Genomic DNA, 25,956 nt, shown 5'->3' on the forward strand with positions numbered 1-25,956 from the left:
TTCCGGGCGGCCGGGTAAAAGGGTCGGCGTCGCGGCGGGCGTGGCTACAGCCAGAGCAGCTGCGCGTGGCGCGTCTCGCCGACGTCGAGGACGTTCTCCTCGTCGACGAAGCCGTGTTCGACGGCGACGCCGACCGCGTCGTCGCCGACGATGTTCGCGACCGAGCAGCGCGCGAGGCTGTCGATGATCTCGTCCTCGGAGGCGGACTCGCCGCCGTAGAACTCCTCGTCGACGGTCAGCGAGACGGGACCGTCCTCGAACGTCTCGCCCACGATGTCCGGGTCGCAGACGGAGACGAGCAGCCCCTCGTCGGTGTCGCGCTCGTTGAGTATCATTCCAGCAGCTGCTGTTCGGCCTGCTCGCGCATCTCGTCGACTTCCTCGGCCAGTTCCTCGGCGCGGTCGTACTCGCCCTCCTCCTCGAGCGCGCGGGCCTTCTCCTCCAGCACGTCGGCGTTGCGGAAACCGAGTCGGATGGCGTTGTCGAACGCTTCGAGCGCGTCCTCGGACAGGCCGCGTTCGAGCAGGAAGAAGCCGCGGTTGTACCAGGCTTCGGCGAACCGCGGGTCGATCTCGACGGCGCGCTCGGCGTGTTCGAGCGCCTGCTCGGAGCGGCCGGACTCCCAGAGCGCGTACGCGAGGTTCGTCTCGGCGGTGGCGGCGTGGTCGCTGTTCGCGGTTGCACCGCTCACGTCTTCCGAGGCGCGTTGCGCCTCGCTCTCCTCGTCGAAGTCGAGCGCCTCCCGGTACGCGCCGATGGCGGCGTCCCACTCTTCGAGTTCGGCGTGGGCCGCGCCCTTGTTCGTCCAGGCCTCCTGTTCGATGCGGTCGTCCTCGGTGTACTGGGCGACGCGCTCGAACGTCTCGGCGGCCTGTTCGTGGCGGTTGATGTGCATGTACTCCAGGCCCACGTCGAGCAACTGCGTGGGGTCGACGGCGTCCGACGGGATGTTCCGCCGGTCCAGCATGTCGGTGACGACACGCGAGTCGACGGGGTCGACCTTGTCGGGGTCGACCTCGAACTCCGGGGGTTCGAGGTCGAAGCCCTCGTAGGGGTCGTCGAACCCCTGGCCCTCGGAGAACGCGTGGTCGTCGGGGTCGTGGTCAGTCATACGCCCGGATTGGCGGCCGACCCGGTTAAGGGCTACGTCCCGAGTCGAAACGAGCACCGCGCGTCGGTGGGTTCTTGCACCCGCCGGCGGAACGTCGAGACGTGAGCAAGCGCCTGTTCGTCAGCGTCGACCTCGACGGACTGAGCGACGCCGTCGCCGCCGTCCAGGAGCGCTTCGAGGGCGTGTCGGGCCTCCGGCTGACCGACCCGGAGCAGGCCCACGTCACGCTGAAGTTTCTGGGAGACACCGACGTGGACCGCGTCGACGATCTCGTCGACGCGCTCGATACCGCCGTCGCGGACAGCGGCGTCGAGCCGTTCGAGGCGAGAGTCGGCGGGCTGGGCGTGTTCCCGTCGCTCGACTACATCAGCGTCGTCTGGGTCGGCGTCCGCGGCGGGGCGGGCGACGCCGAACTGACCGCGCTCCACGAGGCGGTCGAAGAGCGCACGGTCGACGTGGGATTCGACCCGGAAGACCGCGACTTCACGCCGCACGCGACCGTCGCGCGGATGGACCACGCCGGCGGGAAAGAGACGGTCCAGCGCGCGGTCGAGACCGACGACCCGGACGTGGGTCGCCTGACGGTGGACGAGATTCGCCTGAAAGAGAGCGTCCTCGGGAGCGACGGACCGACGTACCGGACGCTGAAGTCGGTGTCACTGTGAGGTGGGTCCGAGGCGCTGTGGCCGAACTACGGGCCGGCAGCCCGTCTCAGCGGCCGAGGCCGATCCGGGGCGACGCGCCGGGGAGGTGGCGCGTAACCGCCCAGCGGTTCGCCGCCTCGTCGACCGGCGCGAGTTCGACCCGGACGGAGTTTCCGGGTTCACGAGCCTGTAACTTTTCCGCCAGGATCGGGTCGGCGTAGTCCACCACGTCGTATCGGTTCCCGCTGCTCATCGCCCGAAGCGAGAACTTCACATCCTCAGCACCGTTCGCCTCGATAACGTAGGAGTTTGCGTTATTTGGCTGCTTTGCTTTTGACATGCACTATACTTGAGACAATACCTGGATAAATGTTGTCCACTAGTGCATATTGTCCGAGGATATTGTATAAGGGATATTACGTCGGTTCCGCGACCCGTTTAGGTCCGCCGAAAACAATCAACTTCGTGATAATTCTTAACCCCGCGAGGGGCGTAGCACCGGCATGGTCGCCTTCGAGAACGTCGCGTTCGTGTTCGTGGCCGGGCTGCTGACGGCGCTGGCTACCGGGCTCGGTGCGGTGCCGTTCTTTCTCGTCGAAGAGTTCTCGGACCGGTGGAACGTCCTCCTGTGGGGACTGGCGTCCGGGATCATGGTCGCCGCGTCGCTGTTCGGCCTCGTCCGCGAGGGGCTCGCCTACGGGTCGCCGATACTGCTCGTCCCTGGCGTCCTCGCCGGCGTCGGACTCGTCGTGGTCGCCCACCGGGCGCTGGAGGACTTCGATCACTCGCCGAAGGAGTTCGAGCGGGCCGACTTCAAGAAGCTCCTGTTGATACTGGGTATCCTGACGGTTCACAGCTTCCCGGAGGGGGTCGCAGTCGGCGTCTCGTTCGCCGAACTGGGGCTGGAGTCGACCATGCCGGGGAGCATGATGGCCGTCGCCGGTCTCTCCGTGCCGCTGCTCGCGGTGTTCATGACTGTCGCCATCGCCATCCACAACATTCCGGAGGGCACCGCCATCGCGATTCCGCTCCGCTCGCTCGGCGTCAGCGAGTGGAAGATGGTGTGGTGGGCGGTGTTCTCCTCGCTCCCGCAACCGCTCGGGGCCGTCATCGCCTACTACTTCGTCACGCTTGCGAAGGCATTCCTCCCCTTCGGCTTCGGCTTCGCCGCCGGCGCGATGGTGTACCTCGTGCTCACAGAGTTCGTCCCCGAGGCGCTCGAATACGGGTCCGGCCTGCCCGGCGGCGGCAAGCGCGAACTGACGACTGGCATCGCGGTCGGCGTGCTGGCGATGGTCCCGCTCGCGTTCGTCTAGATCGGGAGGCGCTTCTCGATGATAGTCAGGTCGACGAAGGCGGTCAGCGGGTCGTCGAACTCCTCAACGCGCGTCTCCATGCGGTAGTTCGAGTGGTCGACGGCGAAGAAGTACGGTCCGGGCTCGTCCAGCGGTTCGCGCGCGCCCCCGTTGGCGGTCGACGCCTCGTAGATGTCGGAGCCCTCCGGTCGCACCGCCGTCTGACTGAACTCCGGGTTCCCCCGCGGGGTCTTCTCCGGCTCCCGGCCCTTGATGTAGGCGTCGTAGCGCTCGAAGGTGGTCTGATCGGTGAAGAAGTACACGCTGAACGGAACGTCCGCCTTGACGATGTACTGGATCTCTCCGCCGGGGTCGGACACGTCGGGGATCTCCTCTTTCACCCAGGCGCTCTGCGGGTCGATAGTGACGTCCTGCTTGACGCTCACGACGACGTTACCGCCGCCTCCCAGACAGCCCGAGCTCGCTGCTGTGGCGCCTGTTCCGACCGTGCGGAGGAACGTCCGGCGATTCATCTACCGAGAATCAGGGAAATGACTGCACTTAGTTCTACGTCCGCAGTTATGGCCGCTGATAACGGGGACGGCGCGGGTGCAAAAAGGAAGGAATTTAAGCCGCGGCGCGGAAGAGGCAGCACACCATGAGTAAGAAGTCGAAGGCCAAGAAGAAGCGACTGGCCAAGCTGGAGAACCAGAACAGTCGCGTCCCGGCCTGGGTCATGCTCAAGACCGACCGCGACGTGCAGCGAAACCACAAGCGACGCCACTGGCGGCGCAACGACACTGACGAATAATGAGCGCCAGTGACTTCGAGGAGCGCGTCGTGACCGTCCCGCTCCGCGACGCACGGGCAGAACCGAACCACAAGCGCGCCGACAAGGCGATGGTCCTCATCCGCGAGCACCTCGCCAAGCACTTCTCGGTCGACGAGAGCGCCGTCCGTCTGGACCCCTCGATCAACGAGGCGGCCTGGGCCCGCGGCCGCGCCAAGACCCCGAGTAAGATTCGCGTCCGCGCCGCCCGCTTCGAAGAAGAGGGCGAAGCCGTCGTCGAAGCAGAGACCGCCGAGTAACGTTGCTCCGCGCGGCATTCTCCGGGTCGTCGTACGTGGGCGTGTTCGCCCGTGCGACCGACGACTGCGTGCTGGTTCGCCCCGATTTAGACGAATCGCTCGTCGAGGATCTGAACGAGGAACTGGACGTGCCGGCCGTCCCGACGACGATCGGTCAGTCCGGCACCGTCGGCGCGCTGGCCGTCGGTAACGCGAACGGACTCGTCGTCACCGAACGCGTCCGCGAGACGGAAATCGAACGGATTCAGGAGGTCGTCGACCTCCCGGTGACGCGACTGCCCGGCCGGATCAACGCCGCGGGCAACGTCGTCTGCTGTAACGACCACGGCGCGTACGTCCATCCCGACCTCTCGCGCGAGGCCGTACAGGCGGTCCGCGACGGCCTCGACGTGCCCGTCGAGCGCGGCGTCATCGCCGGCGTCAACACCGTCGGGACCGCCGCCGTCGCCACCAACAACGGGGTGCTCTGCCACCCGAAGGCGACCGACGGCGAACTCGACGCGCTCGAGGACGTCCTCGACGTGCCCGCCGACATCGGGACGATCAACTACGGCGGCCCGCTCGTCGGCTCCGGGCTGGTCGCCAACGACTACGGCTACGTCTGTGGCTCCGAGACCTCCGGCCCCGAACTGGGCCGCATCGACGCGGCGCTCGGCTACATCGACTGACGCCGCGAACGGTCCGTTCGGGCCGGTTTTCTATCCGTTTTCCGTCTCGTCAGGACGGGTGCTGGTGGCTGAGTTTCTCCGCGACGACGCCCGGAACGGGAAGCCCGCAGTCTCCGCAGGTCCACGAGCGGCTCGTGCCGCCGCGCTCCGGCGTCAGGTCCTGCCTGAACCGCAGCGTCGCACCGCATTGACACTGATAGGTCGTCCGACTCATAGCGTCGGCTAGGGACCGCTGGCACATAGTCCATGACAATTCGTGACAAGAGATAATATGTCACCGGACTAATTGACACACATGGTTCAGCGAACCCCAGCCGTCGACGACCCGACACGACTCGTCTGCCGGAAGTGCGACTACTCGACCGACGTGCTCCGTCCGTCCTGCCCGGAGTGCGGCGGCGACATGGTGTACGCACCGGACGCACCGGAGTGAGGGCCTACCTCGCGGCGGTCACGCCGCCGTGCGGCCGCGTCGCGGGCCTCGGGCTCGCACGCCGAGAGCACGACCGCACACGGGCGGAAGGGGAAGATACTTCCCTGCCCTGCCCGCACCTGCGTGTATGAGCACGTACACTGTTCGCGGTAGTTTCCCGGCCCGAGACGGCCCGCAGGAGTTCGAAAAGGAGGTCGACGCGCCCAACGAGAACGTCGCGACGGAGCGCGTCTACGCCGACTTCGGCTCCCAGCACAACCTCAAGCGCACGCAGATCACCATCGACGAGGTGGCAGCATGATGGGCGGCGGTGGCGGTGGCGGCGGCGGCGGTCAGATGCAGCAGGTCGCACAGGAGATCGAGCAGATGGAGCAGGAGATCGACGCCATCGACGAGGAGATCGAGCGCCTGCGCGAGAAGAAGTCCGACATCGACGAGGCCATCGAGGCCATCGAGGTCCTCGAGTCCGGGTCGACGGTGCAGGTCCCGGTCGGCGGCGACGCCTACGTCCGCGCCACTATCGACGACATCGACGAGGTCGTCGTCTCGCTGGGCGGCGGCTACTCCGCCGAGCGCGAGCAGGACGGAGCCATCGACACGCTGGGGACGAAACAGGAGACGCTCGACGACCACATCGGCGAGCTCCAGGAGGAGAAGGCCGAAGTCGAGACCGAGATGGAGGAGCTCGAACAGCAGGCCCAGCAGATGCAACAGCAGCAGATGCAGCAGATGATGCAGCAGCAACAAGAGCAGGACGACGAGTAAGGCCGCATGTTCGACGGACTGAAGGACAAACTCAGCGGGTTCACGAGCGACGTCGAGGAGGAAGTCGACGACGAGGCGCTCGACGCCGAAGAGGAGACCGAAGCGGACGCCGAAGTCGAGGCGGAACCGGAACCCGAGGAGACGCTCGACGCGGAACCCGAAGTCGGGGCGGAAGCGGAACCCGAGGCGGACACCGATGTCGAGGCGGACGCCGACGCGGAGCCAGCGCCCGACGGCCCCGCGACCGTCGAGACCAGCGAAGCGACGTCGGAAGCGGCGGCACCGGAGAGCGAGCCCGCCGAACCGGCGACCGAGGCAGCGGGCGAGGAGTCCGACGACGATGACGACGGCCGCGGACTCGCCGCGAAGGCCAAGATCATGGCCACCGGGAAGACGGTCATCGACGAGGAGGACCTCCAGAGCCACCTCGACGACCTCGAACTGGCCCTGCTCTCGAGCGACGTGGAGATGAGCGTCGCCAACGAGATTCTGGCGGGCGTCAAGGAGAACCTCACCGGTCAGACCCGCCGTCGCCTCTCCAGCACGGGTAACCTCGTCCGCGACGCACTGCGCGAGTCGCTGTACGAGGTCATCAGCGTCGGGCAGTTCGACTTCGACGAGCGCGTGCGGGCGGCCGACAAGCCCGTCACCATCGTCTTCACCGGCGTCAACGGCGTCGGGAAGACGACGACCATCGCGAAACTCGCGAAGTACTTCGAGGATCGGGGGCTCTCGACGGTGCTCGCCAACGGCGACACCTACCGCGCCGGCGCGAACGAGCAACTGGAGAAGCACGCCCAGAACCTCGACAAGAAGATCATCACCCACGAACAGGGCTCGGACCCGACGGCCGTCATCTACGACGCCGTCGAGTACGCCAAGGCCAACGACATCGACGTGGTGCTCGGCGACACGGCCGGCAGACTCCACACCTCGGACGACCTGATGGCCCAACTGGAGAAGATCGACCGCAACATCGATCCGGACATGACGCTGTTCGTGGACGAGGCGGTCGCCGGCCAAGACGCCGTCAATCGGGCGCGCGAGTTCGACGACGCCGCCGCGGTCGACGGTGCAATCCTGACGAAGGCCGACGCCGACCCGCAGGGCGGCGCGGCCATCTCCGTCGCGCACGTCACCGGAAAGCCGATCCTCTTTCTCGGCACCGGACAGGGCTACGACGACCTCGACCAGTTCGATCCCGAGGAGATCGTCGACAGCCTGATCGGCGAGTGAGCCACCGACCTCTCGGTAATTCTTTCTGGTAACGTCGGCGTCGATCGACGCCCGCGAGCCTCGCAACCGTGCGACACCTCAGCGGTCCGACGAGTGCCGACGCCATCGACCCGGACAGTATTGCCGCATCGAGGGAGGTGTGGACGTATTCTCCGGCAGAGGCGCGTTGAAGGGGACAGTCGTCCATCATCGATTCACACAGTATTGAGGTGTGTGGTCAATGAACACAGTCGAACGCTGGAAACAGGAGAAGCACCCGCTCGACGTCGTCGACGACGTCGAGCGATACGCGAGCGAGGAGTTGAGTTTCGAGGAGATCGAGGCCCGCGCGGGCGACGGCGAGTGGGAGCGCCTGAAGTGGGCCGGGCTGTACGCCCACGGGCGGCAGGACGGGTACTTCATGTTGCGGACGAAGGTTCCGGGCGGTTCCCTCACGCCGGCGCAGGCCGAAGTCATCGGCGAGGTCGCCGACGAGTACGCCACCGCGCCCGCCGAGTTCGGCGGCGAGGACCAGAACGCGGTCTGGGGCGACGCCTTCCTCGACATCACGACCCGGCAGGACGTCCAGATGCACTGGATCGAGATCGAGGACGTACCGGAGATCTGGGACCGCTACGATGAGGTCGGCCTGACGACGGTCCAAGGCTGCGGCGACTCGGCGCGGAATGTGCTCGGCTGTCCCGCCGCCGGGCTGGACGACCACGAGTGCTTCGACGCCCAGCCCGTGGTCGACGCGGTCTCGGACTTTTTCACGGAGAACCGCGAGTACGCGAACCTCCCGCGGAAGTTCAAGCTGACCGTCACCGGCTGTCGCCACGACTGCGCGCAGTCCCAGATCAACGACGTGGGACTGACACCGGCCAGCCGCGAGGTCGACGGCGAGGGGTACTACGGCTTCCACGTCCGCGTGGGCGGCGGCCTCTCGGACGGCCCGCGGATGGCCTCGGACCTCGACGTGTTCGTCCCGCCGGAGGACGCCGTGGAATTCTGCCGCGCCGTCGCCCAGACGTTCAAGGAACTGGGCGACCGAACCAACCGCGGCGTCTGCCGGATGCGCTACCTCGTCCAGCAACTGGGTCCCGAGCGGTTCGAGGAAGCGGTCCGGGACCGCTGTGTCGTCGATCTCCCGACGCGGGGGACCGACCGCACGGTGGGCTATCGCGGCGACCACGTCGGCGTCCACGACCAGCGCGATTCAACCCTCAGCTACGTCGGTTTCAACGTCATCGCCGGACGGATGGGCGGTGAAGAGTTCGCCCGCGCGGCGCGGGCCGCACGGGAGTACGGGACCGACGACGCCTCGATTCGGCTCGCGACCGACCAGAACTTCCTCGTCACGCACATTCCCGACGCGAGCCTCGGCGACCTGCTGAACGAGCCGTTCGCCCGGACCTACCGGCCGGACCCCGGCCCGTTCTCGCGCGGCGCGGTCGGCTGTACCGGCTCCGAGTTCTGCAACTACGGCATCATCGAGACCAAGAAGCGCGTCCGACGGTGGGCGAAGGCGCTCGACCGCCGCGTCGACGTGCCCGAGGAGATCGACGTGGTGCGGATGCACATGTCCGGCTGTTCGGCCTCCTGTGCCCAGCCGCAGATCGCCGACATCGGCTTCCGGGGCGAGACCGTGCAGGTGGCCGACCCCGAACGGACCACCAACGAGGAGGGGGACGCGATCGTCGAGGGGATGGACTTCGGTCTGGGCGGGAGCCTCGGGGCGGACAACGAGTTCCTCGACTGGGTCGAACACGCCGTCCCGGCCGACGCCGTCGTCCCGGCACTGGAGGAACTGTTCGACGCCTTCGCCGACGAACGAGACGACGGCGAGCGCTTCTACGAGTGGTGTCGCCGCGTCGGCAACGACCGCCTCCGCGCGGTCATGCGGCGCGCCGACGCCGACGTGTCCAGCGGGATCGCGCACGGCGACGGCGGCGGTCGCGGGGAGGTGGCCGAAGATGACTGACCGGCGCTACCGGCGGCAGGTCGCGCCGGCCGACGCCGCGCCCGAACTGGTGGACGACGAGCGAACCGGTGCTACTCCGGGCCGCGGCGACCTTCGACTGGTGACCGACGGCGGCGAACCGATGCCCGGTGTCCCGGACGACGGGACCGACGGTTGCGGCTGTGGGGACTCGTGTGGCTGTGGCGGTGGCGAGAGCGGGCGAGACGGCGAGCGGCGCGCTCGACCGGACGGCGGCACCGGCGCGGCCAACGTCGAGCCGGACGGGACGCTCAAGCCGATCCAGTTCACCGAGCCCGCGTCGGGGACCAGTCAGGACGTGGAGAGCGGGCCGCCGGACGAGCGCGTCGGCGTGCCCGAGGGCGTCGACCTCGACACGCCCGGTTACGGCATCCGCGCGGAGATGAGCGACATCGAGGAGCCCGACGGGAAGACGTGGTTCATGGAACTGGACGAAGCGGTGATACAGGCCGACCGCTGCATCCAGTGTGGGACCTGCGTCGCGGCCTGCCCGAGCGACTCCATCGGCGTCGGCGAGGACGACCTGCCGGAACTCGTGAAGATGTGTACGGGCTGTTCGCTGTGCTGGGACGTGTGCCCGCGCGGCGGCCTCCGGTACGAACGGCAGTGGAAGATCACCGGCGGCGACGACAACGTCTCGGGCGCGGGCGACCCCATCACGGAGTTCTCCGCGAAAGTCGAGGACGACTGGCGCGAGAACGCTCAGGACGGCGGTCTCGTGACCTCGGTCCTGTGTCACCTGCTCGAAGCCGGGGAAATCGACGGCGCACTCATCGCGACCGAGAGCGACGACGCCGAGTGGAAGGCCGAATCGTTCCTCGCCACCACCCCGGCGGAGTGCATCGAGAACGCCGGCAGCTTCTACAACCAGACGCTCGCGCTCGGGAACCTGGACCTCGAACGGTGGGCGCACAAGCTCGACGTTCCCCTCGCCGATGCCTCGCTCGCGCTCGTGGGCACGCCCTGCGAGATCGAAGGAATCCGCGCCCTGCAGGACTTCGACTGGGACTACGCCGCCCAGGAGGACGGCGTCCGCGCGGTCGACTACACCATCGCGCTGATGTGCACGAAGAACTTCAACTACTACTCGCTCGTCGGCGAACTCATCGAGGAAGAGCGCGGCATCGACCGGTCCGACATCGGCAAGATGGACGTGCTCCACGGGAAGCTGATGGTCTACGGCGAAGACGGCGAGATGCTGCTGGAGGAGGACGTCGAGGCGTTCCACGACGCCGCGCTCAAGGGGTGTGACGAGTGCGCCGACTTCACCGGCTACTGCGCAGACCTCACTGTCGGGTCGGTCGGCTCCAGCGACGAGTACTCCTCGGTCATCGTCCGCACCGAGCGAGGACTGCGTGCGTGGGAACTGACGGAACCGGACCTCGACTACCACGATCTCGAAGACCGCTCGGCGATCGGAAAGCTCCAGGGCTGGGACAAGAAGAAGGCCTTCGACTCGCTGCAGCGACCCTTCGACCCCGACGCACCGCGGTTCATCGACTACGCGGACCACGCCGAGAACTACGGAACGACGCGTGCCCCCCACGAGAGCGATCACTGAGACAGGGGCTGACAGATCAGGGCCGTATCGCGGTTCACACCGGATTATCCCGTTGTTAAGGCCGGATTCGCCCGTCGCTCGAACGGATTTTGACCGTCAGACGCTCGGGACCGCGGTCGTAAGCCGACCCTGTGACGGCGTTCCCGTCGCGGGGTGTCCGACTCTTCGACTCCCCATGAGAGCGTTCGGCACAATAGCGGTGTGTGGGATTACCAGTCGGTCCCGATTTCGCGAGCGTCCTCCCGACTTCGAGCGGAGACGCGACGATCGGACGCGCTCGGGACGAGCGGATTTATCCGACCTGGCGGCGCGATAATCCAGCGTTTCGCGAGTGAACCGCGGATTTACTCACAGCCGCCGTGGCAGGGACCCGCGGACTCGGCCGGGACCGGACAGAAGTCGTCCCGTCGTGCCGCGGTGAGCACACAAACCTGACGTAGACCGCCTCTATCCGCAGATATTCGGCTGAGACAGAGGCGGCTCGTGCGCTCGGAGACCGTTCAGCGGGAGCGACGGCGAAACGTGGTCCGCTCGGTCCATCCTTAGCAGGTCATTCATAAACTCCCCCGGTGACGTTCGGGGAAACGCTATGGGAAGCCAGAGCAGTACACGACGGAACGTCATCAAACTCGCGGGCGGGGCGCTCGTCGCCCTCGCCGGCTGTAGCGACAGCGGCAGTAGCGGGACCCCGACCGAGGGCGGCGGTGCCGAGGGCCCGGGGACGGGAACCGAATCGGGCATGGATGAGACCGAATCGGGCATGGGCGAGACCACCGAGACCGAATCCGGTATGGGCGAGTCCACCGAGACCGAGTCGGAGATGGACGCGACCACTGAAACCGACACGGAGCTGACCAACGAGACCGACACCGGTGCGACGACCGAGACCGGGATGTCTGGCAACGAGACGTCGCTCGGCAACGAAACCGGGACGGCCGGTAACGAGACGTCGCTCGGCAACGAAACCGGGACGGCCGGCAACGAGACGTCGCTCGGCAACGAGACGACGCTGGGTAACGAAACCGCCACGCCCGGTAACGAAACCGCGCTCGGTAACGAGACGGCCACGCCGGGCAACGAGACGGCGACCGAGACCGAAGAGTAACGCCGGAGCCCTACCGACCGCCGTTCGACCCGTCGGGCCGGGAGCGCTCCCGGCCCCCGACGGGGCCGTGTTGCGTTGCTATTCTCGGGCGGCTTCGACCGCGGCGACGAACTCCGCCGCCTGCTCGCGGACGCCGTCCATGTCATCGTTCTCGATGGCCTCGTAGTTGACCAGCGCGGAGCCCGCGCCGACGGCGACCGCGCCTGCGTCGAAGAAGTCGTCGACGTTGTCGGTGGAGACGCCGCCGGTCGGCATGATCGGCACGTCGCCGAGCGGTCCCTGGATCGCGCCGATGTGGCCCGGGCCGACGGTCTTCGCGGGGAACATCTTCAGGATGTCCGCGCCGGCCTCCATCGCGTCGGCGGCCTCCGTCGGCGTCATGACGCCGGGGATGACGACGACGCCCTCGCGGTTGCACACGTCGATGACGTCCTCGTTGAGGTTCGGCGCGAGGACGAACTCCGCGCCGGCCTCGATGACGTTGCGCGCCGCGGCGGCGTCCATGACCGTCCCGGCACCGATGACGGCGTCGGTGTCGGCGAGCGCCTTGTCGACGGCCGCGATCATGTCCGAACAGCGCTTGGCGTCGGCGGTGAGTTCCAGTGCGGTGACGCCGCCCTCGTGGACGGCCGTCGCCACGTCGACCATCTTCTCCTCCGGAATCCCGCGCAGGACCGCCGTGACGCCGCTGTCGACCAGTTTCTGCTGAACCGCTTGCTTGCTCGTCATGGGCGCACCTGCGACGGGGTGGCCCAAAAGCGTGACTGAAGGCCCCGCCCTACTCGTCGGGGTCGTACGGTAGCGCGATGTCGGTCGGCGGCGCGCCGACGCCTAGGACCGTCACCGACGCCGCGGCGTCCGCGGGGTTGTACGCGCGATGCGGGCTCTCCGGTTCGGCGACGAACACCTCGCCCGCGGGCACCTCGTACTCGCGCTCCGGCGTCTCGACGTGGAGCGTCCCGTCGACGACGGAGAACAGTTCCTCGCGGCGCTCGTGGTAGTGGTAGGTCCGGGGCAGTTGCTCGCCGGGAGCCATCTCGTAGGTGGCGGCGTGGAGCGCGTGGAGTTCGACGGCGTCGGAGATGCCGCGCCGGTCGCAGGGGTAGTCGTCCGTCGCCGGCAACTCGGCGGGGTCGATCTGGTGGTAGGCCATACCACCGGTGGGGCGGCGGCCGGCAAAAGCGTGGTCACGGTCAGGCGAACAGCCAGACGAGGACCGAGAGGGTGCCGATCGAGACCACCGTCGACGTGAAGACGTTCAGCGACGCGAAGGCCGCGTCGCCGCCCATCTCGGTGGTGTACACGTACGTCGAGACGGCGGTCGGGGCGCCGAACATCACGACGGCTGTCCCGAGCGCGGTGGAACCGACCGGGAGCGAGGAGTACACCAGCCACGCCAGCACCGGCATCCACAGCACCTTGAGCGCGACCACGCTGGCGGTCTTCTCCACGTGAGAGGCCGGCAGGTCCGTGTCGAGCGAGGCCCCGATGCACAGGAGCGCGAACGGGAGCGCCAGTTCGGCCGGGATAGCGAGCGCGTCGACGAACGCCCCCGGGACGGGAATGCCGAGGACCGATGCGCCGATTCCCCCGGCGAGCGCGACCAGCACCGGGTTCGTGAGGAGCTTCCGGCACTCGGCGACGAGCGAGGCGTCGCTCCCGTTGATGCGGACGAGCAGGAACACCGTCACCGGGACGTGCGTGATCGAGCCGATGCCGAGGAGGACGCTCGCGACCGCCGTGGCGTCGCCGCCCATCGTCTCCGCGACGAGGGGGAGGCCGAGAAAGCCCATGTTGCTGTGGTACGACTGGACGACCGAGACGCTGCGGCGCTCGGCCGCATCGAGGCGGCGGTGGACGAGCCAGCCGAGGCCGATCGTCACGGCGATGACGACCCAGAAGCCGGCCAGCAGCGACGGCGAGATGATCTCGCGAAGCGGCTGGCCGTACGTGGACCGGAACACCAGCGCCGGCAGGGCGACGGTGAACACGAGCGTGGTGAGCACGTCCGTGCGACGCTCGGTCAGGAGCCCGAGGTGGCCGGCGACGACGCCGGCGGCGAGAAACGCGACCATGAACCCCAGTTGCCCGAGCACGCCCATACTGGGGTCCAGACGGGTCCCCCTCTTGACCCTTTCGTCGGCTGCAGATTTGGCGGGCGACCCGGTCGCGCACGCGACGGCAAGCCTTTACCCGCGCGGTCGCGTACCTCGCCCCAACAATGGTACTCGACGATCTCGGGAGCTCGCTCCGGGGGACCCTCGACGACCTCCGGGGGAAGTCCCGCCTCTCGGAGGAAGACATCGCGGACATCGTCAAGGAGATCCAGCGGTCGCTGCTGCAGGCCGACGTGGACGTGGGGCTCGTCCAGGACCTCTCGAACAGCATCGAGTCTCGCGCGCTCGACGAGGAGCCGCCGGCCGGCACGACGCCGCGGGACTGGGTCCTGCGCATCGTCTACGAGGAACTGGTCGACCTCGTCGGCGAGTCGACCGAGCTTCCGCTGGAAGAACAGACGATCATGCTCGCCGGCCTCTACGGGTCGGGGAAGACGACGACGGCCGCGAAGATGGCGTGGTGGTTCTCGACCAAAGGCCTCCGCCCCGCGATCATCCAGACCGACACCGACCGCCCCGGCGCGTACGACCAGGCCAAGGAGATGGCCGAGCGCGCAGAGGTGGAGTTCTACGGCGACCCGGACGAGGACGACCCGGTGAAGATCGCTCGCGAGGGGCTCGCCGCGACCGAGAGCGCCGACGTGCGCATCGTCGACACGGCCGGCCGCGACGGCCTGAACGAGGAGCTCATCGAGCAGATCGAGCGCATCGAGCGGGAGGTCCAGCCCGACCGGAACCTCCTGGTGCTCGACGCCGCGATGGGCCAGAGCGCGAAGAGTCAGGCCGCGGACTTCGAGGCGGCCATCGGCATCGACGGCGTCGTCATCACGAAACTCGACGGGACGGCGAAAGGTGGCGGGGCGCTCGCCGCCGTCAACGAGACGGACTCGACCATCGCCTTCCTCGGGGCCGGGGAGACCGTCAAGGACATCGAGCGCTTCGAGCCGTCCGGGTTCATCTCCCGACTGCTCGGCATGGGCGACCTCAAACAGCTCACCGAGCGCGTCGAACGCGCGATGGAGGAGACCCAGGAGGGCGACGACGAGGACTGGGACCCCGAGGACATGCTGGAGGGGCAGTTCACCCTCAAGGACATGCGCAAGCAGATGGAGACGATGAACAACATGGGGCCGCTCGACCAGGTGATGGACATGATTCCCGGGCTGGGCGGCGGCCTCATGGATCAGCTCCCGGACGACGCGATGGACGTGACCCAGGAGCGGATGCGCGACTTCGACGTCATCATGGACTCGATGACCGAGGAGGAACTGGAGAACCCCCGCGTCGTCGGCCAGTCCCGGACCGAGCGGATCTGCCGCGGCTCGGGCAAACCCGAGGAGCGCGTGCGCGAACTCCTCCAGCAGCACAAGCAGATGGACCAGATGTTGAAGCAGTTCCAGGGCATGGGCGACGGCGACATGGAGCGGATGATGAAGCAGATGCAACAGGGCGGCGGTGGCGGCGGCATGGGCGGCATGGGCGGCGGCGGGATGGGTCCGTTCGGCGACTGAGGCGGCGCAACTGGTTTCCAGAGCGACAATTTTCCCGAAAATAACGGGGGTGAACGTGTTCGCAGCGACATCTATCACGTTCGATGGGGCGAGATACGGACCAGAACTAAGGTGTGGCCACTCGTACCGAGTGAGCGAGCATGTACGAAATCGTTGCCGGCATCGACAAGAGCGAGGACCGTGGGCGTGCGATCGCGGAATCGATCACCGAGATGCCACTCGATCACGGCGAGGTTCGGGTGACGCTGTTGCACGACTTCCAGGACAACCCCGAGGGAGCGTCCGTCGACCAGGTGGCGTCCGTTCGCCACGCCAGGAAGATCCTCGAGGAGGTCGGCATCGAGGTGGTGCTCGAAGAGTCGAGCGGCGAGCCGGCGGACGCCATCCTCCGGCTGGCCGACGAACAGGACGCAGAGATGATCGTGGTCGCCGGGCGCAAACGGACGCCGACCGGGAAGGTGCTGTTCGGCAGCGTCACCCAGAGCGTGATTCTCGGGACGGACCGGCCGGTGCTGGTCTGTAGCGGCGACGAGAACTGAGGGAGCGCCGGAGCCGGAATCGGCTCAGGAGCCGTACACTTCTTCGACCCGCTCGGCGAGCGCCGCCGGGTCGGTCCGTCCAGTGATGATCTCCACCGGTTCCCCGTCGTCGAACAGCACGAACGCGGGGGCCGCGTTGACGCCGACCGAGCGGCAGAACTCGGGCGAGCGCTCGCCCGCGACGCCGCCGACCGGGGTGCCTTCGGGGAAGGCAGCCAGTACCTCGTCCAGCTGGTCTTTCATCGCCTCGCAGGGGTCACAGAACAGCTTCCAGACGGTGACCACGCAGCGCCGGTGGGAGTCGACGAACGCCTCGTAGCTGTCGTCGTCGAGGTGTTCGACCCCCTCGGGAACCGGCGTCTCCGGGCCGAGTTCGGTCGCCATCTGGGCCATCGTCGTCAGTTCCTGCAGGGAGTACGACCCCTCGACGTTCGACCGGAGCGTCAGGAACGTGGCGAACTCCTCGCGGGTGACGCCCAGCTCGTCGACGCGCTCGGCCGCTGCGTCCGGGGAGTCGAGGCCGAACACCTCGGCGACCGACTGGTGGAACTCCGCGTCGGGCATCGTCACGTAGGTGTCGTAGTACACCTCGCGGTCGGCCTCGAACGCCTCGGTCGTGCTGACCGCGTCCGTCTCCGCGTCGACGACCACGACGCCCTCCCGTTCGAGCGCGTCGAGCAGCGCGTCCGGTTGCCGTGTCTCAGCCATTTCAGACACCCAGGTAGCGGTCTCGCGTCTCTTGGTCGTTTCGGAGCGTCTCGGCGTCGCCCTCGAAGACGACCGTCCCGCGGTCGAGCACGTAACACCGGTCCGCGATCTTCATCGCGGCGATGGCGTTCTGCTCGACCAGCAGGATGGTCGTCCCGTCCTCGCTGATGCGCCGGATGGCGTTCTCGACGGACTCGATGATCTGGGGGGCCAGCCCCTCGTACGGTTCGTCGAGCATCAGCAGGTCGGTGCTCTGGTGGAGCGCGCGGGCGATGGCGAGCATCTGCTGTTCGCCCCCGGAGAGCGTCCCGGCCTTCTGCGACCGGCGTTCGTCCAGTCGCGGGAAGTACTCGTAGATCTCCTCGGTCGACATCCCCTCGTCGCGGAAGTCGAGGTTCCGTCCCCAGGTGTTGGACTTGTTGCGGACGGTCTCCGCGAGGTGGAGGTTCTCGGCGACGGTGAGGTCGGTGAACACCCGACGCTCCTCGGGGACGAGCGAGACGCCGCGGACGGCGATGTCCTCCGGCGGGGCGTTGGTGATGTCGGTTCCATCGAACCGGATCGAGCCGCTGCGGACGTCCGGCGGAGTCGCCCCGGAGATACAGCGCAGCGTCGAGGTCTTCCCCGCGCCGTTGCGCCCCAGCAGCGCGGTGATCTCGCCGTCGTCGACGTTCATCGACACGTCCTGGATGATGTGGCTCTCGCCGTAGTAGCCGTTGATGTCCTCGACTTCGAGCAGCGTCATTCCTCGACACCTCCCAGGTAGGCCTCCTGGACGGCCGGGTCGTTCTGGACCTCCTCGGGGGTCCCCTCCGCGATGACGGCCCCGCGGTTGAGGACGACGATGCGGTCCGAGATGTCGAAGACGATCTCCATGTCGTGTTCGACAAGCAGGAAGGTCAGGTCCAGTTCCCGCTTGACCTCCTTGATGAGCTCGACGGTGGATTTCGTCTCCTCGGGGGACATCCCCGCCGTCGGCTCGTCCATCAGCAGCATGTCCGGCTCGGCGGCGAGCGCGATGCCGATCTCGAGCCGGCGCTTGTTCCCGTAGTCGAGGCTGTCGGCCTGGGACTCGCGCTCATCGTAGAGCCCGACGGACTTCAGGACCTCGTCGGCGACCCTGGTGACCTCGGGATAGGCGTTCTCGTGGCGGAAGAAGTTGAACCGGAACGAGCCGTGTTCGGCCGCGAGCGCCGCGATGACGGCGTTCTCCTCGACTGTCAGCTCCGGGAAGATCGACGCCGTCTGGAACGACTTGCTCATGCCGAGCTGGACGACCTGGTGGGGCTCCATCCCGACGATGGAATCGCCCTTGAACAGGATCTCGCCGTAGCTCGGGTCGAGCCGCCGGGTGACGAGGTTGATGAACGTCGACTTGCCCGCGCCGTTGGGGCCGATGAGGCTCACGCCCTCGCCCTGTTCGATCGCGAGGTCCACCTCGTCGACCGCCGTGAGGCCGCCGAACTGCTTGGTGAGGCGCTCGGTTTCGAGGACCGTCACGACTCCTCACCTCCGAAGAGGCGGCTGCGAACGTACTGGACGCCGCCCCAGATGCCGTCGGGGAACAGCACGACCATCACGACGAACACGAGACCGAGGATGAGGTGCCAGAAGGGCCCAAGCGTCGGGAACCCGCTGACGATGTTCTCGATGTACAGGTACAGTCCGGCTCCGAACAGCGGCCCGAACAGCGAGCCGACGCCGCCGAGGACCGTCATGATGACGATGCGTCCGGACTCGGTCCAGTACAGCGACTCCAGGGGCACGTAGCTCCCCTCGATAGCGAACAGGCTGCCGGCGATACCGGCGAAGGCGGCCGAGATGATGAACGCCATCAGCTTGTACCGCCAGACGTTCAGCCCGACGAACTCCGCGCGGCTCTCGTTTTCGCGAATCGCACGGAACACGGTCCCGTACGGCGAGTGCAGGATGCGGTTCGCCATTGCCACCGACAGCACGGTGATGACGGCCACGAACACGTACACCATGTTGTCGACCAGCATCGAGAGCGGGAACGGCACCCCGCCATGGAGGTCGACGACGCCAAGCAGGTGGCCGATGTCGACGGACGTGAAACCGTTCTCACCGTTCGTGAGGAACGCCAGCGGCGACGCCGCGAGGTAGAACGACATCTGGCCGAACGTCAGCGTCAGGATGGCGAAGTAGATCCCGCCGCGTCGGAGCGACAGGAACCCGACGATCCACGCCATCAACACCGCAAACACCAGACCGGCGAGCAACACCAGCAGCGGGGAGCTACTGACGCTCGCGCTGAAGATGCCGGCCGCGTAGGCCGCGCCGCCGAAGAAGACGGCGTGGCCGAACGACAGCAGGCCGGTGTATCCCAGCAGGATGTCGAACCCGATTGCGAAGATGCCGTAGATGAGCATCAGCGTCGCCAGTTGCGTATAGCCGTCGAGGTAGTTGTTGAACAGGAACGGGAAGACGGCGACGGCCACCAGCGTGAGCAGCACCGTCGAGATCTCCCGGTCGCGGAAGCTGGCCCACTGGTCGGCGAGGCCGCCGCTGACCTCGTTCTCCGCGTCGGCCGTCGCGGTGGCGGTCGCGTCGCGGGGTTCGTCGCTCACGAGACATCCACCTCCGAACCCAGCAGTCCCTGCGGACGAACCAGCAGGATGACCGCCGCGAGCGCGTAGATTCCGACCTGACTCCAGGCGGCGTTGCCGGTCTGGATGAGGGCCACCTGCAGCGTGCCCAGCATCAGTCCGGCCACCACGGCCCCTTCTATTTTCCCGACGCCGCCGATGACGACCGTCAGGAACGCCGGCACCAGCTGTTCGGTGCCGATGTTGGGGTTGACGTTGGCGAGCGGACCGCCCACCACGCCGGCGACGCCGGCGAGTGCGGCACCGATGCCGAACACGACGAGGTACGGGCGACTCAGTTTGATACCGAGCAGTCGGACCATCTCACCGTCGAGCGTCCCGGCCTGCACGATGAGCCCGAAGTCGGTGTACTCGACCAGCAGGTAGACGCCGAGCACGAGCACCGCCGTGATGGCGATGACGCCCAGCCGCCACCGCGGGAAGTTCCCGATGATCGGGAGCGCGATCGGACCCGATGCCCACGAGGGTTGCTGGAACGGCTGGCTGTTCCCACCGAGCATCGCCCGGAGCGTCTCCTGGACGATGATCGCGAGCCCGAAGGTGACGAGAATCTGGTCGGTGTCCGGCCGGGAGTAAAACGCCTGTGCGACGAATTTCTCCATCAGGAGACCGATCACGAACACGACGATCGGGACGATCACGAGCGCGGCGATGAACCCGAGGCCGATGCCGTAGGACTGGATGCCCCATTCCGCCAGTTGGCCGTTCGTCAGCGGTACCTCCGTGGTGATGAACAGTCCCAGGTACGCTCCCACGAGGTACAGCGCCCCGTGCGCGAAGTTGACGAACTTCAGCGTCCCGAGAATGATCGACAGCCCGACCGCAAGCAGAACGTAAATCGCGCCCTGTTGCAGGCCGTTCAATAGTAGCGTGAGGATATCAGCCAGTAACGTCACGGGTTCACCCCACCACTGTGCGAGTATCTCAATAATTCTTCACTTCTAATCATGATTAATGTTGATCTATCACGTATCGCGGTCCCTTGCATTATAAATCCTGAGGAGATTCGAACGACGTGTCAGGGTCGGTCCCTACTCGTCGCCGTAGTCGCCCAGTTCACACTCGGCGGCCGGACCGGAGTCACAGCCGTACCCGACGTCTTCGCGGGCGGTCAGCTCGACGATCTCGATGAAGTTCCCGCCGGACTGCTCGCTCTCGGGGAGGCCGCGAGCGACCGGGATGGCCCGCTGGGCCTGGTGGTCGCAGGCACGCATCAGTTCCTCACCCATCCCGATGTTGCTGTACTCGTAGTCCTCCAGTTGACGGATGACCTCCGGCGGGTAGAACGTGCCCGCTCGCTCGGCGGCGGCCGCGTACTGGAGCGTCTGGGCGTAGGCCAGTTGTGCCGGACCGGACGGGGTCCGGTCGTACTCGTCCCTGAACGCCTGCGTGAACGTGTTCGAGGGCTCGTTGTCGAGCTGGGAGTCCCACGCGATGGTCCCGAATTTGCCCTCGATCGCGCCGCCGGCGGCCTGCGCCATCGGACGGTTGTACAGCGGAACGACGATCTCCATGTCTTCGTCGATGCCCGCGTCGACGGCCTGGGAGACCGAGTTCGCCCCGTCCAGCCCGTAGTGGTTCAGCACCAGCACGTCGGCCCCCGAGTTCGCGGCCTCCGAGAGGTACGAGGAGAAGTCGGAGGTACCCAGCGGCGTCGGGACGCTCTCGACCTGCGACCAGCCGATATCGGAGAGGAACTGGTTCATCGACTCCTGCTGGGTCTGGCCCCAGGAGTAGTCGGCGTACAGCTGGTAGAAGGAGTTGTCCGAGCCGTACTCTGACTCCAGCACCGGCGCGAGCGCCTGACCCGTCATGTAGGCGTTGAACATCTCCCGGAAGCTGTAGCGGACGCAGTCCTTCCCGGTGGTGTCGTTCGAGTGCGTCAGACAGCACATGAACATGACCTTCTCTTGCTGACAGAGGCCCTGCACGGCGATGGCCACCGCGGAGGACGAGCCGCCCGAGATCATTACCACGTCGTCCCGGTTGATCATCCGCGAGGCGGACTGGCGGGCGGTGTCGGCGTCGGTCGCCGTGTCGCCGTTCACCGAGTCGACCGTGTAGCCCAGCACGCCGTCACCGCTGAGGTCCGAGAAGCTTTCGACCCAGCCACCCCCGTTGTTGAGGTGCTTCTTCGCCAGTTGATACGCCCGGAGTTCGTCCTGGCCCTCCGAGGAGTACGGGCCCGACTGCGGGACGTTGAACCCGAACGTGACCGTATCGCCCTCGACCGGGAAGTTCCCGAGCGCCGGGTAGTCGGTGCTACCGCCGCCGTCACCGCCGCCGTCGCCGCCGTCTCCACCACCGCCGTCGCCGCCGTCACCGCCGCCACCGTCGCCACCGTCTCCACCAGAGCATCCCGCGAGTCCCGTCAGACCCGCGACCCCTGCAATTCCCGTACTTTTCAGCAGCCGTCGTCGACTCACCGATCTGCCATCAGTTGGCATAGTCCATACGGGGAGCCAATCTATCATAATAGTTGTGGAAGATTAAGTGAATGTTTCACTTGTGGGAAAAACCCGGACGAAGCGGTCTCCGTCTCGATTTCGTCAGAGCGTTTATCCCGCCGCGAGGGTAGAGGGATGATATGGCAGGCCGTCGACGGTCCCAGTTCCTCCTCGTCGCCGTCGTCGTCGTTACGGCTGGCTGTAGCGGGTTCGCGTTCGGCGACGGCGGGGACGGCACAGTGTCGACGGTGACGCCCGCGCCGGTCCCGACCGACGGCGCGGGGGCGTATCCAGTGGGTCTCGGTCCCAGCGGCGTCACGAGCCCGTCACTCCTGGGCGCCGCCCACGCGGATGCCCTCAACGGGACCGGCTACACGCTGGGCATGACCCGGACGGTCCGGTACGAGAACGGCACGCTTCGCTCGTACCTCCGGATCGAAGTCGCCCTCGACGCCGACCGGACCCACTTCGCCAACGTCTCGGTGCGCGGCCACGCGGCCCCGGTGTTGCTCGGCCGGCCACCGGCCTCGGCGTCCTTCTGGTCCGACGGCGACGTGTACCTCCGCCGGCTCACCCGCGACAACCGGACCATCTACAACGAGTACGAACCCCCGGACAGCTACGCCGGGACGTGGCGCTACTGGGTGCACACGGCCGCCCTCAACGGCCGCCCGGCGGCGGACGTGACCCAGACGGTCGCGCCGTTCCAGACCCGCGTCGCCACCGCCGGGAGCGGCGACGAGACGGAGTACGTCGTCAGCGGCGACCGCCTGCGGCGGGGCGAAATCGGGGCCCCGTGGTCGGCGCGTCGGAACGCGACCCTGGCCGCCCGCGTCACCGAGGACGGACTCGTCCGGGCCTACCGGACCGAGTACACCGCGACGACGGGCGGCGAGCGCGTCCGAGTCACGCGCACCGTCCGGTTCGACGGGGTCGGGAACACGACCGTCGGCCGCCCGTCGTGGTACGGCCGGGCGCGGTCGACCGCCGGGTGACGGGCGGACGGGGTCGGCGTCGCGGGCCGAGAGAACGAGCCGCCCGCGATCAGGGACACGGCCGCGCGGCTATCAGGTGGCTTTTTTTCGCGCGCCGTCGTTCGACCGGTACATGAGTCTCCGCGAGGTCGCCGCCGAGGCCTATCGGGAATCGCTCCCCGTGCTGGCGCTCAGCGCGGTCGGCGGCCTGTTCGCGGGGGTCGTTCTCGGCGGCATGGAGGCGGAACTCCGGGCGGTGTCCGGCCTGCTCGTCCTCGTTCCGGCGCTGCTTGCCACGCGCGGGAACGTCTACGGGTCGCTCGGGGGTCGGCTCGGATCGGCGCTCCACCAGGGGCTCATCGAGCCCACCTTCTCCTTCGACGACGAGCGCGTCAACGCGGCGGTCGCGGCGGCGCTGGCGAACGGCGTCCTCGTCAGCGGAGTCGCCGCGGTGATGGCCGTCGCGCTGCTCGTCGCGCTCGGACGGCCCGTGGCCCCGCTGGGGACGCTGGTCGCCATCGCACTGCTCGCGGGTATCGTCTCGGGCCTGCTGTTGACCGTCGCGGTCGTCTCCGTGGTGTTCGTCGGCTATCGGCGGGGACTCAACCCCGACACGCTCGCGGGCCCGGTCGTGACGACGACGGGCGACGTGGTCGGCGTCGCGACGATGCTCGGGGCGACGCGGCTCGTCCTCGCGCTCGGGGGTGGCTGAGTGACGGACTTCGACGCGCAGTGGTCGGTCCCCGGCATCGTCCGGACGATGTTTCCGATCCTGCTCGTCCTGACCGCGATCGAACTCGGGAGCGGGCTCGTGCTCGATACCTTCGAAGGAACACTACTGCGCTACCCATCGCTCCTTGTCCTCGTGCCGGTCACCATCGGGATGGCGGGGAACCTCGGGAGCGTGCTGGCGGCGCGGCTCTCGACGGCGTTTCACCTCGGACTGTTGTCGTTCGAGGCGACCGACGACCGGCTGGCGGGCAACGCGCTGGCGACCGTCGGCCTCGCGGTGACCATCTTCCCGCTCGTCGGCGCGGGCGCGTGGGGCGTCCAGACAGCGCTCGGCGGGACCGCCCTTCCGCTCCCGACGGTCGTCCTCGTCGCGCTCCTCAGCGGGAGTCTGCTGGCGGTGCTGGCCATCGTCGTCACTGCGGTGACGACCTACGCGGCCTACCGGTTCGGCCTCGACCCCGACGACGTGGTCATCCCCGTGGTCACGAACGTCTGCGACGTGCTCGGCGTGGTCGTGCTGTTCGGTGCTGTCCGCCTGCTCGTCTGAGACGGCCCGCTGTCGGGCTGACGCGACCGATGGGCCTTTGCCGGTCAGCGCCCGAAGGCGAGGTGTGCAGTCGCTCGTCGCAGCCGTCCTCGGACATCCCGCGGCCGCCGTGCTCGCGGACGTGGTCGTCCGGGTGCTTCGGATCACGGTCTTCCTCTCGCTGGGCGTGTTCCTCGCGGAACTCGCGGTGGCGTTCGGCCTCGTCGAGAAGATCGCCGTCGTCTCGCGCACCCTCACCGCGCCGGCGAACCTCCCGGACGAGGTGGGAACGGCCATCCTGACGACGACGGCCTCGACGACGGCCGGGTACGGCATGCTCGCGGACTTCCGCGAGTCGGGCGTCCTCTCGGACCGCGCGACGCTCGTGGCCGTCACCATCAACACGTTCTTCGGGTTCGCCCAGCACATCGTCACGTTCTACGCGCCCGTTCTCATCCCGATACTGGGCCTCCGAGTCGGCGTGCTCTACGTCGCGACGCGGGGGCTGGTCGCGCTGGCGATCACGCTGACCGGCATCGCCGCGGGGGCGCTCCTGCTCGACGCGTCGAACGTCGGGCGAGCGAGCGCCGACGCGTCGCCGGACGGCGGGACGGCCGAGCCGAGCGCGACGGCGGGCGAGACCGATCCCGCAGACGTGCTGGACGACCCGCCCGAGAGCCGCCGCGCGGCCGTCCGAACCGCCCTCGCGGAGACCGGCGAGAAGGTCAGGGACATCCTCCCGCGGCTGGCGGTCATCTACGCCGTCGTCTCGCTGCTCGTGGCCTACGGCGACGAACTGCTCGCGCTCGCCGGCCGTGACGCGGCGGGCGTCACCGCGGCCGCGGACGGCTTCGCGGGCCTGCTCGGCCTCCCCGGCGCGGCGATCCCGGTCATCGCGGCCTACGCGCTCGACACCACGTCGGGCGCGACGGTCATCGCGCCGCTGATCAGGAACGGGACGTTCACGGCGCGGACGGCGGTGGCGACGATGCTCGTCGGCGGCATCATCTCCTTCGCCGTCTCGACGTTCAAGCGCTCTATTCCCTTTCAGTTCGGCATCTGGGGCCGGGAGTTCGGCGCGAAGGTCGTCGCCGTGAACACGGCGCTGAAAATCGTCTGGATCGCGGCCGCGCTGGTCGTGTTGCTCTGAGCCCTAGAACGTGTAGGCCATCATCACCTCGTCGACCTCCTGGCCGTCGATGGTGTAGTGGTTCTTGCGGATCCCTTCGGTGTTCCAGCCGTGTTCTTCGAGAAAGACCATCGCGCTCTCCGTGATGGCCGGGACGCTGTTGTACAGCTTCCGGTACCCGTTGGCCTTCGCCCAGTCGAGCCCGCGCTGCATCAGCTGGCTCCCGACGCCGTTGCCCCGGTACCGCTCCCTGACGCCGACGGTGAGCTGTGCCGTCTCCCGGAGCTTGTCGAGCTGGGGCAGGTCGAGGTGACACCAGCCGATCACCTCGCCGTCGACCGTGGCGACGAAGAACACGCGCGACTCGACGGTGTTGTGTCGCGTGACGGCGTCCTCGTACAGCAACTGCTCGGCGATGCTCTCGGCGACCACGTACGTCCCGTCGCTCGACACGTCGCGTATCGTCTGGACGAGCCCCTCGAAGTCGTCGTTGCGCGCCGGGCGGATCGTGTAGGTCAGGTCCCCGGTCGAGTGTTCCTCCACGGAGCCAACGTCGAGCGCCAGCGTCAGCGTCCCGCCGTCGTCCCGGATGTACCCCTTCGACAGCAGGTGGGAGAGCGCCTCCTCGAACGCCTCCGGGTCGAGGTCCGCCATCTCCCGGACTCGGTGTCGCGCCGCAGTCCCGTGCCGTTCGACGAGCTGGTACACCTCCATCGCCGCCGTCGTTTCGAACGTCGGCCGTTCAACTGCGTCCATATCGG

Annotated in this window: 33 protein-coding genes; 18 read left to right on the forward strand and 15 right to left on the reverse strand. The window is 67.6% G+C overall.

What is annotated here, in order from left to right; genetic code table 11:
* Positions 1 to 44: 44 nt before the first annotated feature.
* Complete coding sequence (locus tag GM656_RS04265) at positions 45 to 335, reverse strand: DUF424 domain-containing protein (protein ID WP_162412404.1); 291 nt, start codon at positions 333 to 335, stop codon at positions 45 to 47.
* Complete coding sequence (locus GM656_RS04270; RefSeq protein ID WP_162412405.1) at positions 332 to 1,111, reverse strand: tetratricopeptide repeat protein; 780 nt, start codon at positions 1,109 to 1,111, stop codon at positions 332 to 334. The genes GM656_RS04265 and GM656_RS04270 overlap by 4 nt, the downstream gene beginning before the upstream one ends.
* A gap of 101 nt (positions 1,112 to 1,212) precedes the next feature.
* Between GM656_RS04270 and thpR the strand changes: the two genes are divergently transcribed.
* Positions 1,213 to 1,776: an RNA 2',3'-cyclic phosphodiesterase gene (gene thpR, locus GM656_RS04275; RefSeq protein ID WP_162412406.1), complete on the forward strand. Its 564-nt coding sequence runs from the start codon at positions 1,213 to 1,215 to the stop codon at positions 1,774 to 1,776.
* 46 nt (positions 1,777 to 1,822) lie between these two features.
* Here the strand turns inward: thpR and GM656_RS04280 are convergent, their stop codons facing one another.
* A complete protein-coding gene (locus GM656_RS04280) occupies positions 1,823 to 2,095 on the reverse strand; it encodes a hypothetical protein (RefSeq protein ID WP_162412407.1) in 273 nt (90 codons plus the stop codon).
* 163 nt (positions 2,096 to 2,258) lie between these two features.
* Between GM656_RS04280 and GM656_RS04285 the strand changes: the two genes are divergently transcribed.
* Positions 2,259 to 3,071 (forward strand): ZIP family metal transporter, encoded by an 813-nt coding sequence (locus GM656_RS04285; protein ID WP_162412408.1) that lies wholly within the window; start codon positions 2,259 to 2,261, stop codon positions 3,069 to 3,071.
* On the opposite strand, the gene GM656_RS04290 is transcribed toward GM656_RS04285, so the two are convergent.
* Entirely contained in the window at positions 3,068 to 3,520 is a 453-nt protein-coding gene (locus GM656_RS04290) for a hypothetical protein (protein ID WP_162412552.1), read from the reverse strand. The two genes, GM656_RS04285 and GM656_RS04290, sit on opposite strands and share 4 nt — an antisense overlap.
* Before the next feature lie 188 nt (positions 3,521 to 3,708).
* On the opposite strand from GM656_RS04290, the gene GM656_RS04295 reads away from it, so the two are divergent.
* The 3 genes from GM656_RS04295 to GM656_RS04305 are packed head-to-tail and all read left to right on the forward strand — an operon-like array spanning position 3,709 to position 4,807.
* The gene (locus GM656_RS04295; RefSeq protein ID WP_162412409.1) at positions 3,709 to 3,861 is read left to right on the forward strand and encodes a 50S ribosomal protein L39e; all 153 of its coding nucleotides are present in this window, start codon (positions 3,709 to 3,711) and stop codon (positions 3,859 to 3,861) included.
* On the forward strand, positions 3,861 to 4,139 hold the full coding sequence (locus GM656_RS04300) for a 50S ribosomal protein L31e (protein ID WP_162412410.1): 279 nt from the start codon (positions 3,861 to 3,863) through the stop codon (positions 4,137 to 4,139). Before GM656_RS04295 ends, GM656_RS04300 begins: the two co-directional genes overlap by 1 nt.
* A gap of 2 nt (positions 4,140 to 4,141) precedes the next feature.
* Entirely contained in the window at positions 4,142 to 4,807 is a 666-nt protein-coding gene (locus GM656_RS04305) for a translation initiation factor IF-6 (protein ID WP_162412411.1), read from the forward strand.
* Between the two features lie 49 nt (positions 4,808 to 4,856).
* Here the strand turns inward: GM656_RS04305 and GM656_RS19010 are convergent, their stop codons facing one another.
* The gene (locus GM656_RS19010; RefSeq protein WP_174242930.1) at positions 4,857 to 5,021 is read right to left on the reverse strand and encodes a hypothetical protein; all 165 of its coding nucleotides are present in this window, start codon (positions 5,019 to 5,021) and stop codon (positions 4,857 to 4,859) included.
* 81 nt (positions 5,022 to 5,102) lie between these two features.
* Here GM656_RS19010 and GM656_RS19015 point away from each other — a divergent pair, with 81 nt between their 5' ends.
* From GM656_RS19015 to GM656_RS04335, 7 genes are all read left to right on the forward strand, one after another.
* Positions 5,103 to 5,240 carry a hypothetical protein gene (locus GM656_RS19015; protein WP_174242931.1) on the forward strand — a complete coding sequence of 46 codons (138 nt, stop codon included), beginning with the start codon at positions 5,103 to 5,105 and terminating at the stop codon, positions 5,238 to 5,240.
* 127 nt (positions 5,241 to 5,367) lie between these two features.
* A complete protein-coding gene (gene rpl18a / locus GM656_RS04310) occupies positions 5,368 to 5,541 on the forward strand; it encodes a 50S ribosomal protein L18Ae (RefSeq protein ID WP_162412412.1) in 174 nt (57 codons plus the stop codon).
* Positions 5,541 to 6,005 (forward strand): prefoldin subunit alpha, encoded by a 465-nt coding sequence (pfdA, locus tag GM656_RS04315; protein WP_162412553.1) that lies wholly within the window; start codon positions 5,541 to 5,543, stop codon positions 6,003 to 6,005. Before rpl18a ends, pfdA begins: the two co-directional genes overlap by 1 nt.
* Before the next feature lie 6 nt (positions 6,006 to 6,011).
* On the forward strand, positions 6,012 to 7,241 hold the full coding sequence (gene ftsY, locus GM656_RS04320; protein WP_162412413.1) for a signal recognition particle-docking protein FtsY: 1,230 nt from the start codon (positions 6,012 to 6,014) through the stop codon (positions 7,239 to 7,241).
* Between the two features lie 220 nt (positions 7,242 to 7,461).
* A complete protein-coding gene (locus GM656_RS04325) occupies positions 7,462 to 9,201 on the forward strand; it encodes a nitrite/sulfite reductase (RefSeq protein WP_162412414.1) in 1,740 nt (579 codons plus the stop codon).
* Positions 9,194 to 10,780, forward strand: a complete 1,587-nt coding sequence (locus GM656_RS04330; RefSeq protein ID WP_174242932.1) for a Coenzyme F420 hydrogenase/dehydrogenase, beta subunit C-terminal domain — start codon at positions 9,194 to 9,196, stop codon at positions 10,778 to 10,780. Before GM656_RS04325 ends, GM656_RS04330 begins: the two co-directional genes overlap by 8 nt.
* 589 nt (positions 10,781 to 11,369) lie before the next feature.
* Positions 11,370 to 11,885, forward strand: a complete 516-nt coding sequence (locus tag GM656_RS04335) for a cell wall anchor protein (RefSeq protein ID WP_162412415.1) — start codon at positions 11,370 to 11,372, stop codon at positions 11,883 to 11,885.
* Between the two features lie 78 nt (positions 11,886 to 11,963).
* On the opposite strand, the gene GM656_RS04340 is transcribed toward GM656_RS04335, so the two are convergent.
* Genes GM656_RS04340 through GM656_RS04350 form a run of 3 tightly spaced genes read right to left on the reverse strand, consistent with a single transcriptional unit; the run spans position 11,964 to position 13,987 of the window.
* Positions 11,964 to 12,614 carry a bifunctional 4-hydroxy-2-oxoglutarate aldolase/2-dehydro-3-deoxy-phosphogluconate aldolase gene (locus GM656_RS04340; RefSeq protein WP_162412416.1) on the reverse strand — a complete coding sequence of 217 codons (651 nt, stop codon included), beginning with the start codon at positions 12,612 to 12,614 and terminating at the stop codon, positions 11,964 to 11,966.
* Between the two features lie 49 nt (positions 12,615 to 12,663).
* Positions 12,664 to 13,038, reverse strand: coding sequence for a cupin domain-containing protein (locus GM656_RS04345; protein WP_162412417.1), 375 nt, complete (start codon positions 13,036 to 13,038; stop codon positions 12,664 to 12,666).
* Between the two features lie 40 nt (positions 13,039 to 13,078).
* Positions 13,079 to 13,987: an AEC family transporter gene (locus GM656_RS04350; protein WP_162412418.1), complete on the reverse strand. Its 909-nt coding sequence runs from the start codon at positions 13,985 to 13,987 to the stop codon at positions 13,079 to 13,081.
* Between the two features lie 119 nt (positions 13,988 to 14,106).
* On the opposite strand from GM656_RS04350, the gene GM656_RS04355 reads away from it, so the two are divergent.
* Complete coding sequence (locus GM656_RS04355) at positions 14,107 to 15,513, forward strand: signal recognition particle protein Srp54 (protein ID WP_162412419.1); 1,407 nt, start codon at positions 14,107 to 14,109, stop codon at positions 15,511 to 15,513.
* A 140-nt stretch (positions 15,514 to 15,653) separates the two neighbouring features.
* Entirely contained in the window at positions 15,654 to 16,052 is a 399-nt protein-coding gene (locus GM656_RS04360) for a universal stress protein (RefSeq protein ID WP_162412420.1), read from the forward strand.
* 24 nt (positions 16,053 to 16,076) lie between these two features.
* Here the strand turns inward: GM656_RS04360 and GM656_RS04365 are convergent, their stop codons facing one another.
* The 6 genes from GM656_RS04365 to GM656_RS04390 form a co-directional block, all read right to left on the reverse strand.
* Complete coding sequence (locus GM656_RS04365; protein WP_162412421.1) at positions 16,077 to 16,760, reverse strand: thioredoxin family protein; 684 nt, start codon at positions 16,758 to 16,760, stop codon at positions 16,077 to 16,079.
* Between the two features lies 1 nt (position 16,761).
* On the reverse strand, positions 16,762 to 17,505 hold the full coding sequence (locus GM656_RS04370; protein ID WP_162412422.1) for an ABC transporter ATP-binding protein: 744 nt from the start codon (positions 17,503 to 17,505) through the stop codon (positions 16,762 to 16,764).
* Complete coding sequence (locus GM656_RS04375) at positions 17,502 to 18,260, reverse strand: ABC transporter ATP-binding protein (protein ID WP_162412423.1); 759 nt, start codon at positions 18,258 to 18,260, stop codon at positions 17,502 to 17,504. The genes GM656_RS04370 and GM656_RS04375 overlap by 4 nt, the downstream gene beginning before the upstream one ends.
* Entirely contained in the window at positions 18,257 to 19,348 is a 1,092-nt protein-coding gene (locus GM656_RS04380; protein ID WP_162412424.1) for a branched-chain amino acid ABC transporter permease, read from the reverse strand. The genes GM656_RS04375 and GM656_RS04380 overlap by 4 nt, the downstream gene beginning before the upstream one ends.
* The gene (locus GM656_RS04385; RefSeq protein ID WP_162412425.1) at positions 19,345 to 20,283 is read right to left on the reverse strand and encodes a branched-chain amino acid ABC transporter permease; all 939 of its coding nucleotides are present in this window, start codon (positions 20,281 to 20,283) and stop codon (positions 19,345 to 19,347) included. The genes GM656_RS04380 and GM656_RS04385 overlap by 4 nt, the downstream gene beginning before the upstream one ends.
* 135 nt (positions 20,284 to 20,418) lie before the next feature.
* Positions 20,419 to 21,834, reverse strand: a complete 1,416-nt coding sequence (locus GM656_RS04390; RefSeq protein WP_162412426.1) for a substrate-binding protein — start codon at positions 21,832 to 21,834, stop codon at positions 20,419 to 20,421.
* Between the two features lie 140 nt (positions 21,835 to 21,974).
* Between GM656_RS04390 and GM656_RS04395 the strand changes: the two genes are divergently transcribed.
* The 4 genes from GM656_RS04395 to GM656_RS04410 all read left to right on the forward strand — a co-directional run bounded on the left by GM656_RS04395 (position 21,975) and on the right by GM656_RS04410 (position 25,216).
* The gene (locus tag GM656_RS04395) at positions 21,975 to 22,829 is read left to right on the forward strand and encodes a hypothetical protein (RefSeq protein WP_162412427.1); all 855 of its coding nucleotides are present in this window, start codon (positions 21,975 to 21,977) and stop codon (positions 22,827 to 22,829) included.
* 112 nt (positions 22,830 to 22,941) lie between these two features.
* Positions 22,942 to 23,520 carry a magnesium transporter gene (locus GM656_RS04400; RefSeq protein WP_162412428.1) on the forward strand — a complete coding sequence of 193 codons (579 nt, stop codon included), beginning with the start codon at positions 22,942 to 22,944 and terminating at the stop codon, positions 23,518 to 23,520.
* 48 nt (positions 23,521 to 23,568) lie between these two features.
* Positions 23,569 to 24,087 carry a magnesium transporter gene (locus GM656_RS04405; protein WP_254282022.1) on the forward strand — a complete coding sequence of 173 codons (519 nt, stop codon included), beginning with the start codon at positions 23,569 to 23,571 and terminating at the stop codon, positions 24,085 to 24,087.
* 64 nt (positions 24,088 to 24,151) lie between these two features.
* Positions 24,152 to 25,216 (forward strand): nucleoside recognition protein, encoded by a 1,065-nt coding sequence (locus tag GM656_RS04410; protein WP_162412430.1) that lies wholly within the window; start codon positions 24,152 to 24,154, stop codon positions 25,214 to 25,216.
* 3 nt (positions 25,217 to 25,219) lie between these two features.
* On the opposite strand, the gene GM656_RS04415 is transcribed toward GM656_RS04410, so the two are convergent.
* A complete protein-coding gene (locus GM656_RS04415; RefSeq protein WP_162412431.1) occupies positions 25,220 to 25,951 on the reverse strand; it encodes a GNAT family N-acetyltransferase in 732 nt (243 codons plus the stop codon).
* Between the last annotated feature and the right edge of the window lie 5 nt (positions 25,952 to 25,956).

Origin of the sequence: Haloarcula salina, from assembly GCF_010119195.1 — an archaeon.
Lineage (GTDB): Archaea > Halobacteriota > Halobacteria > Halobacteriales > Haloarculaceae > Haloarcula > Haloarcula salina.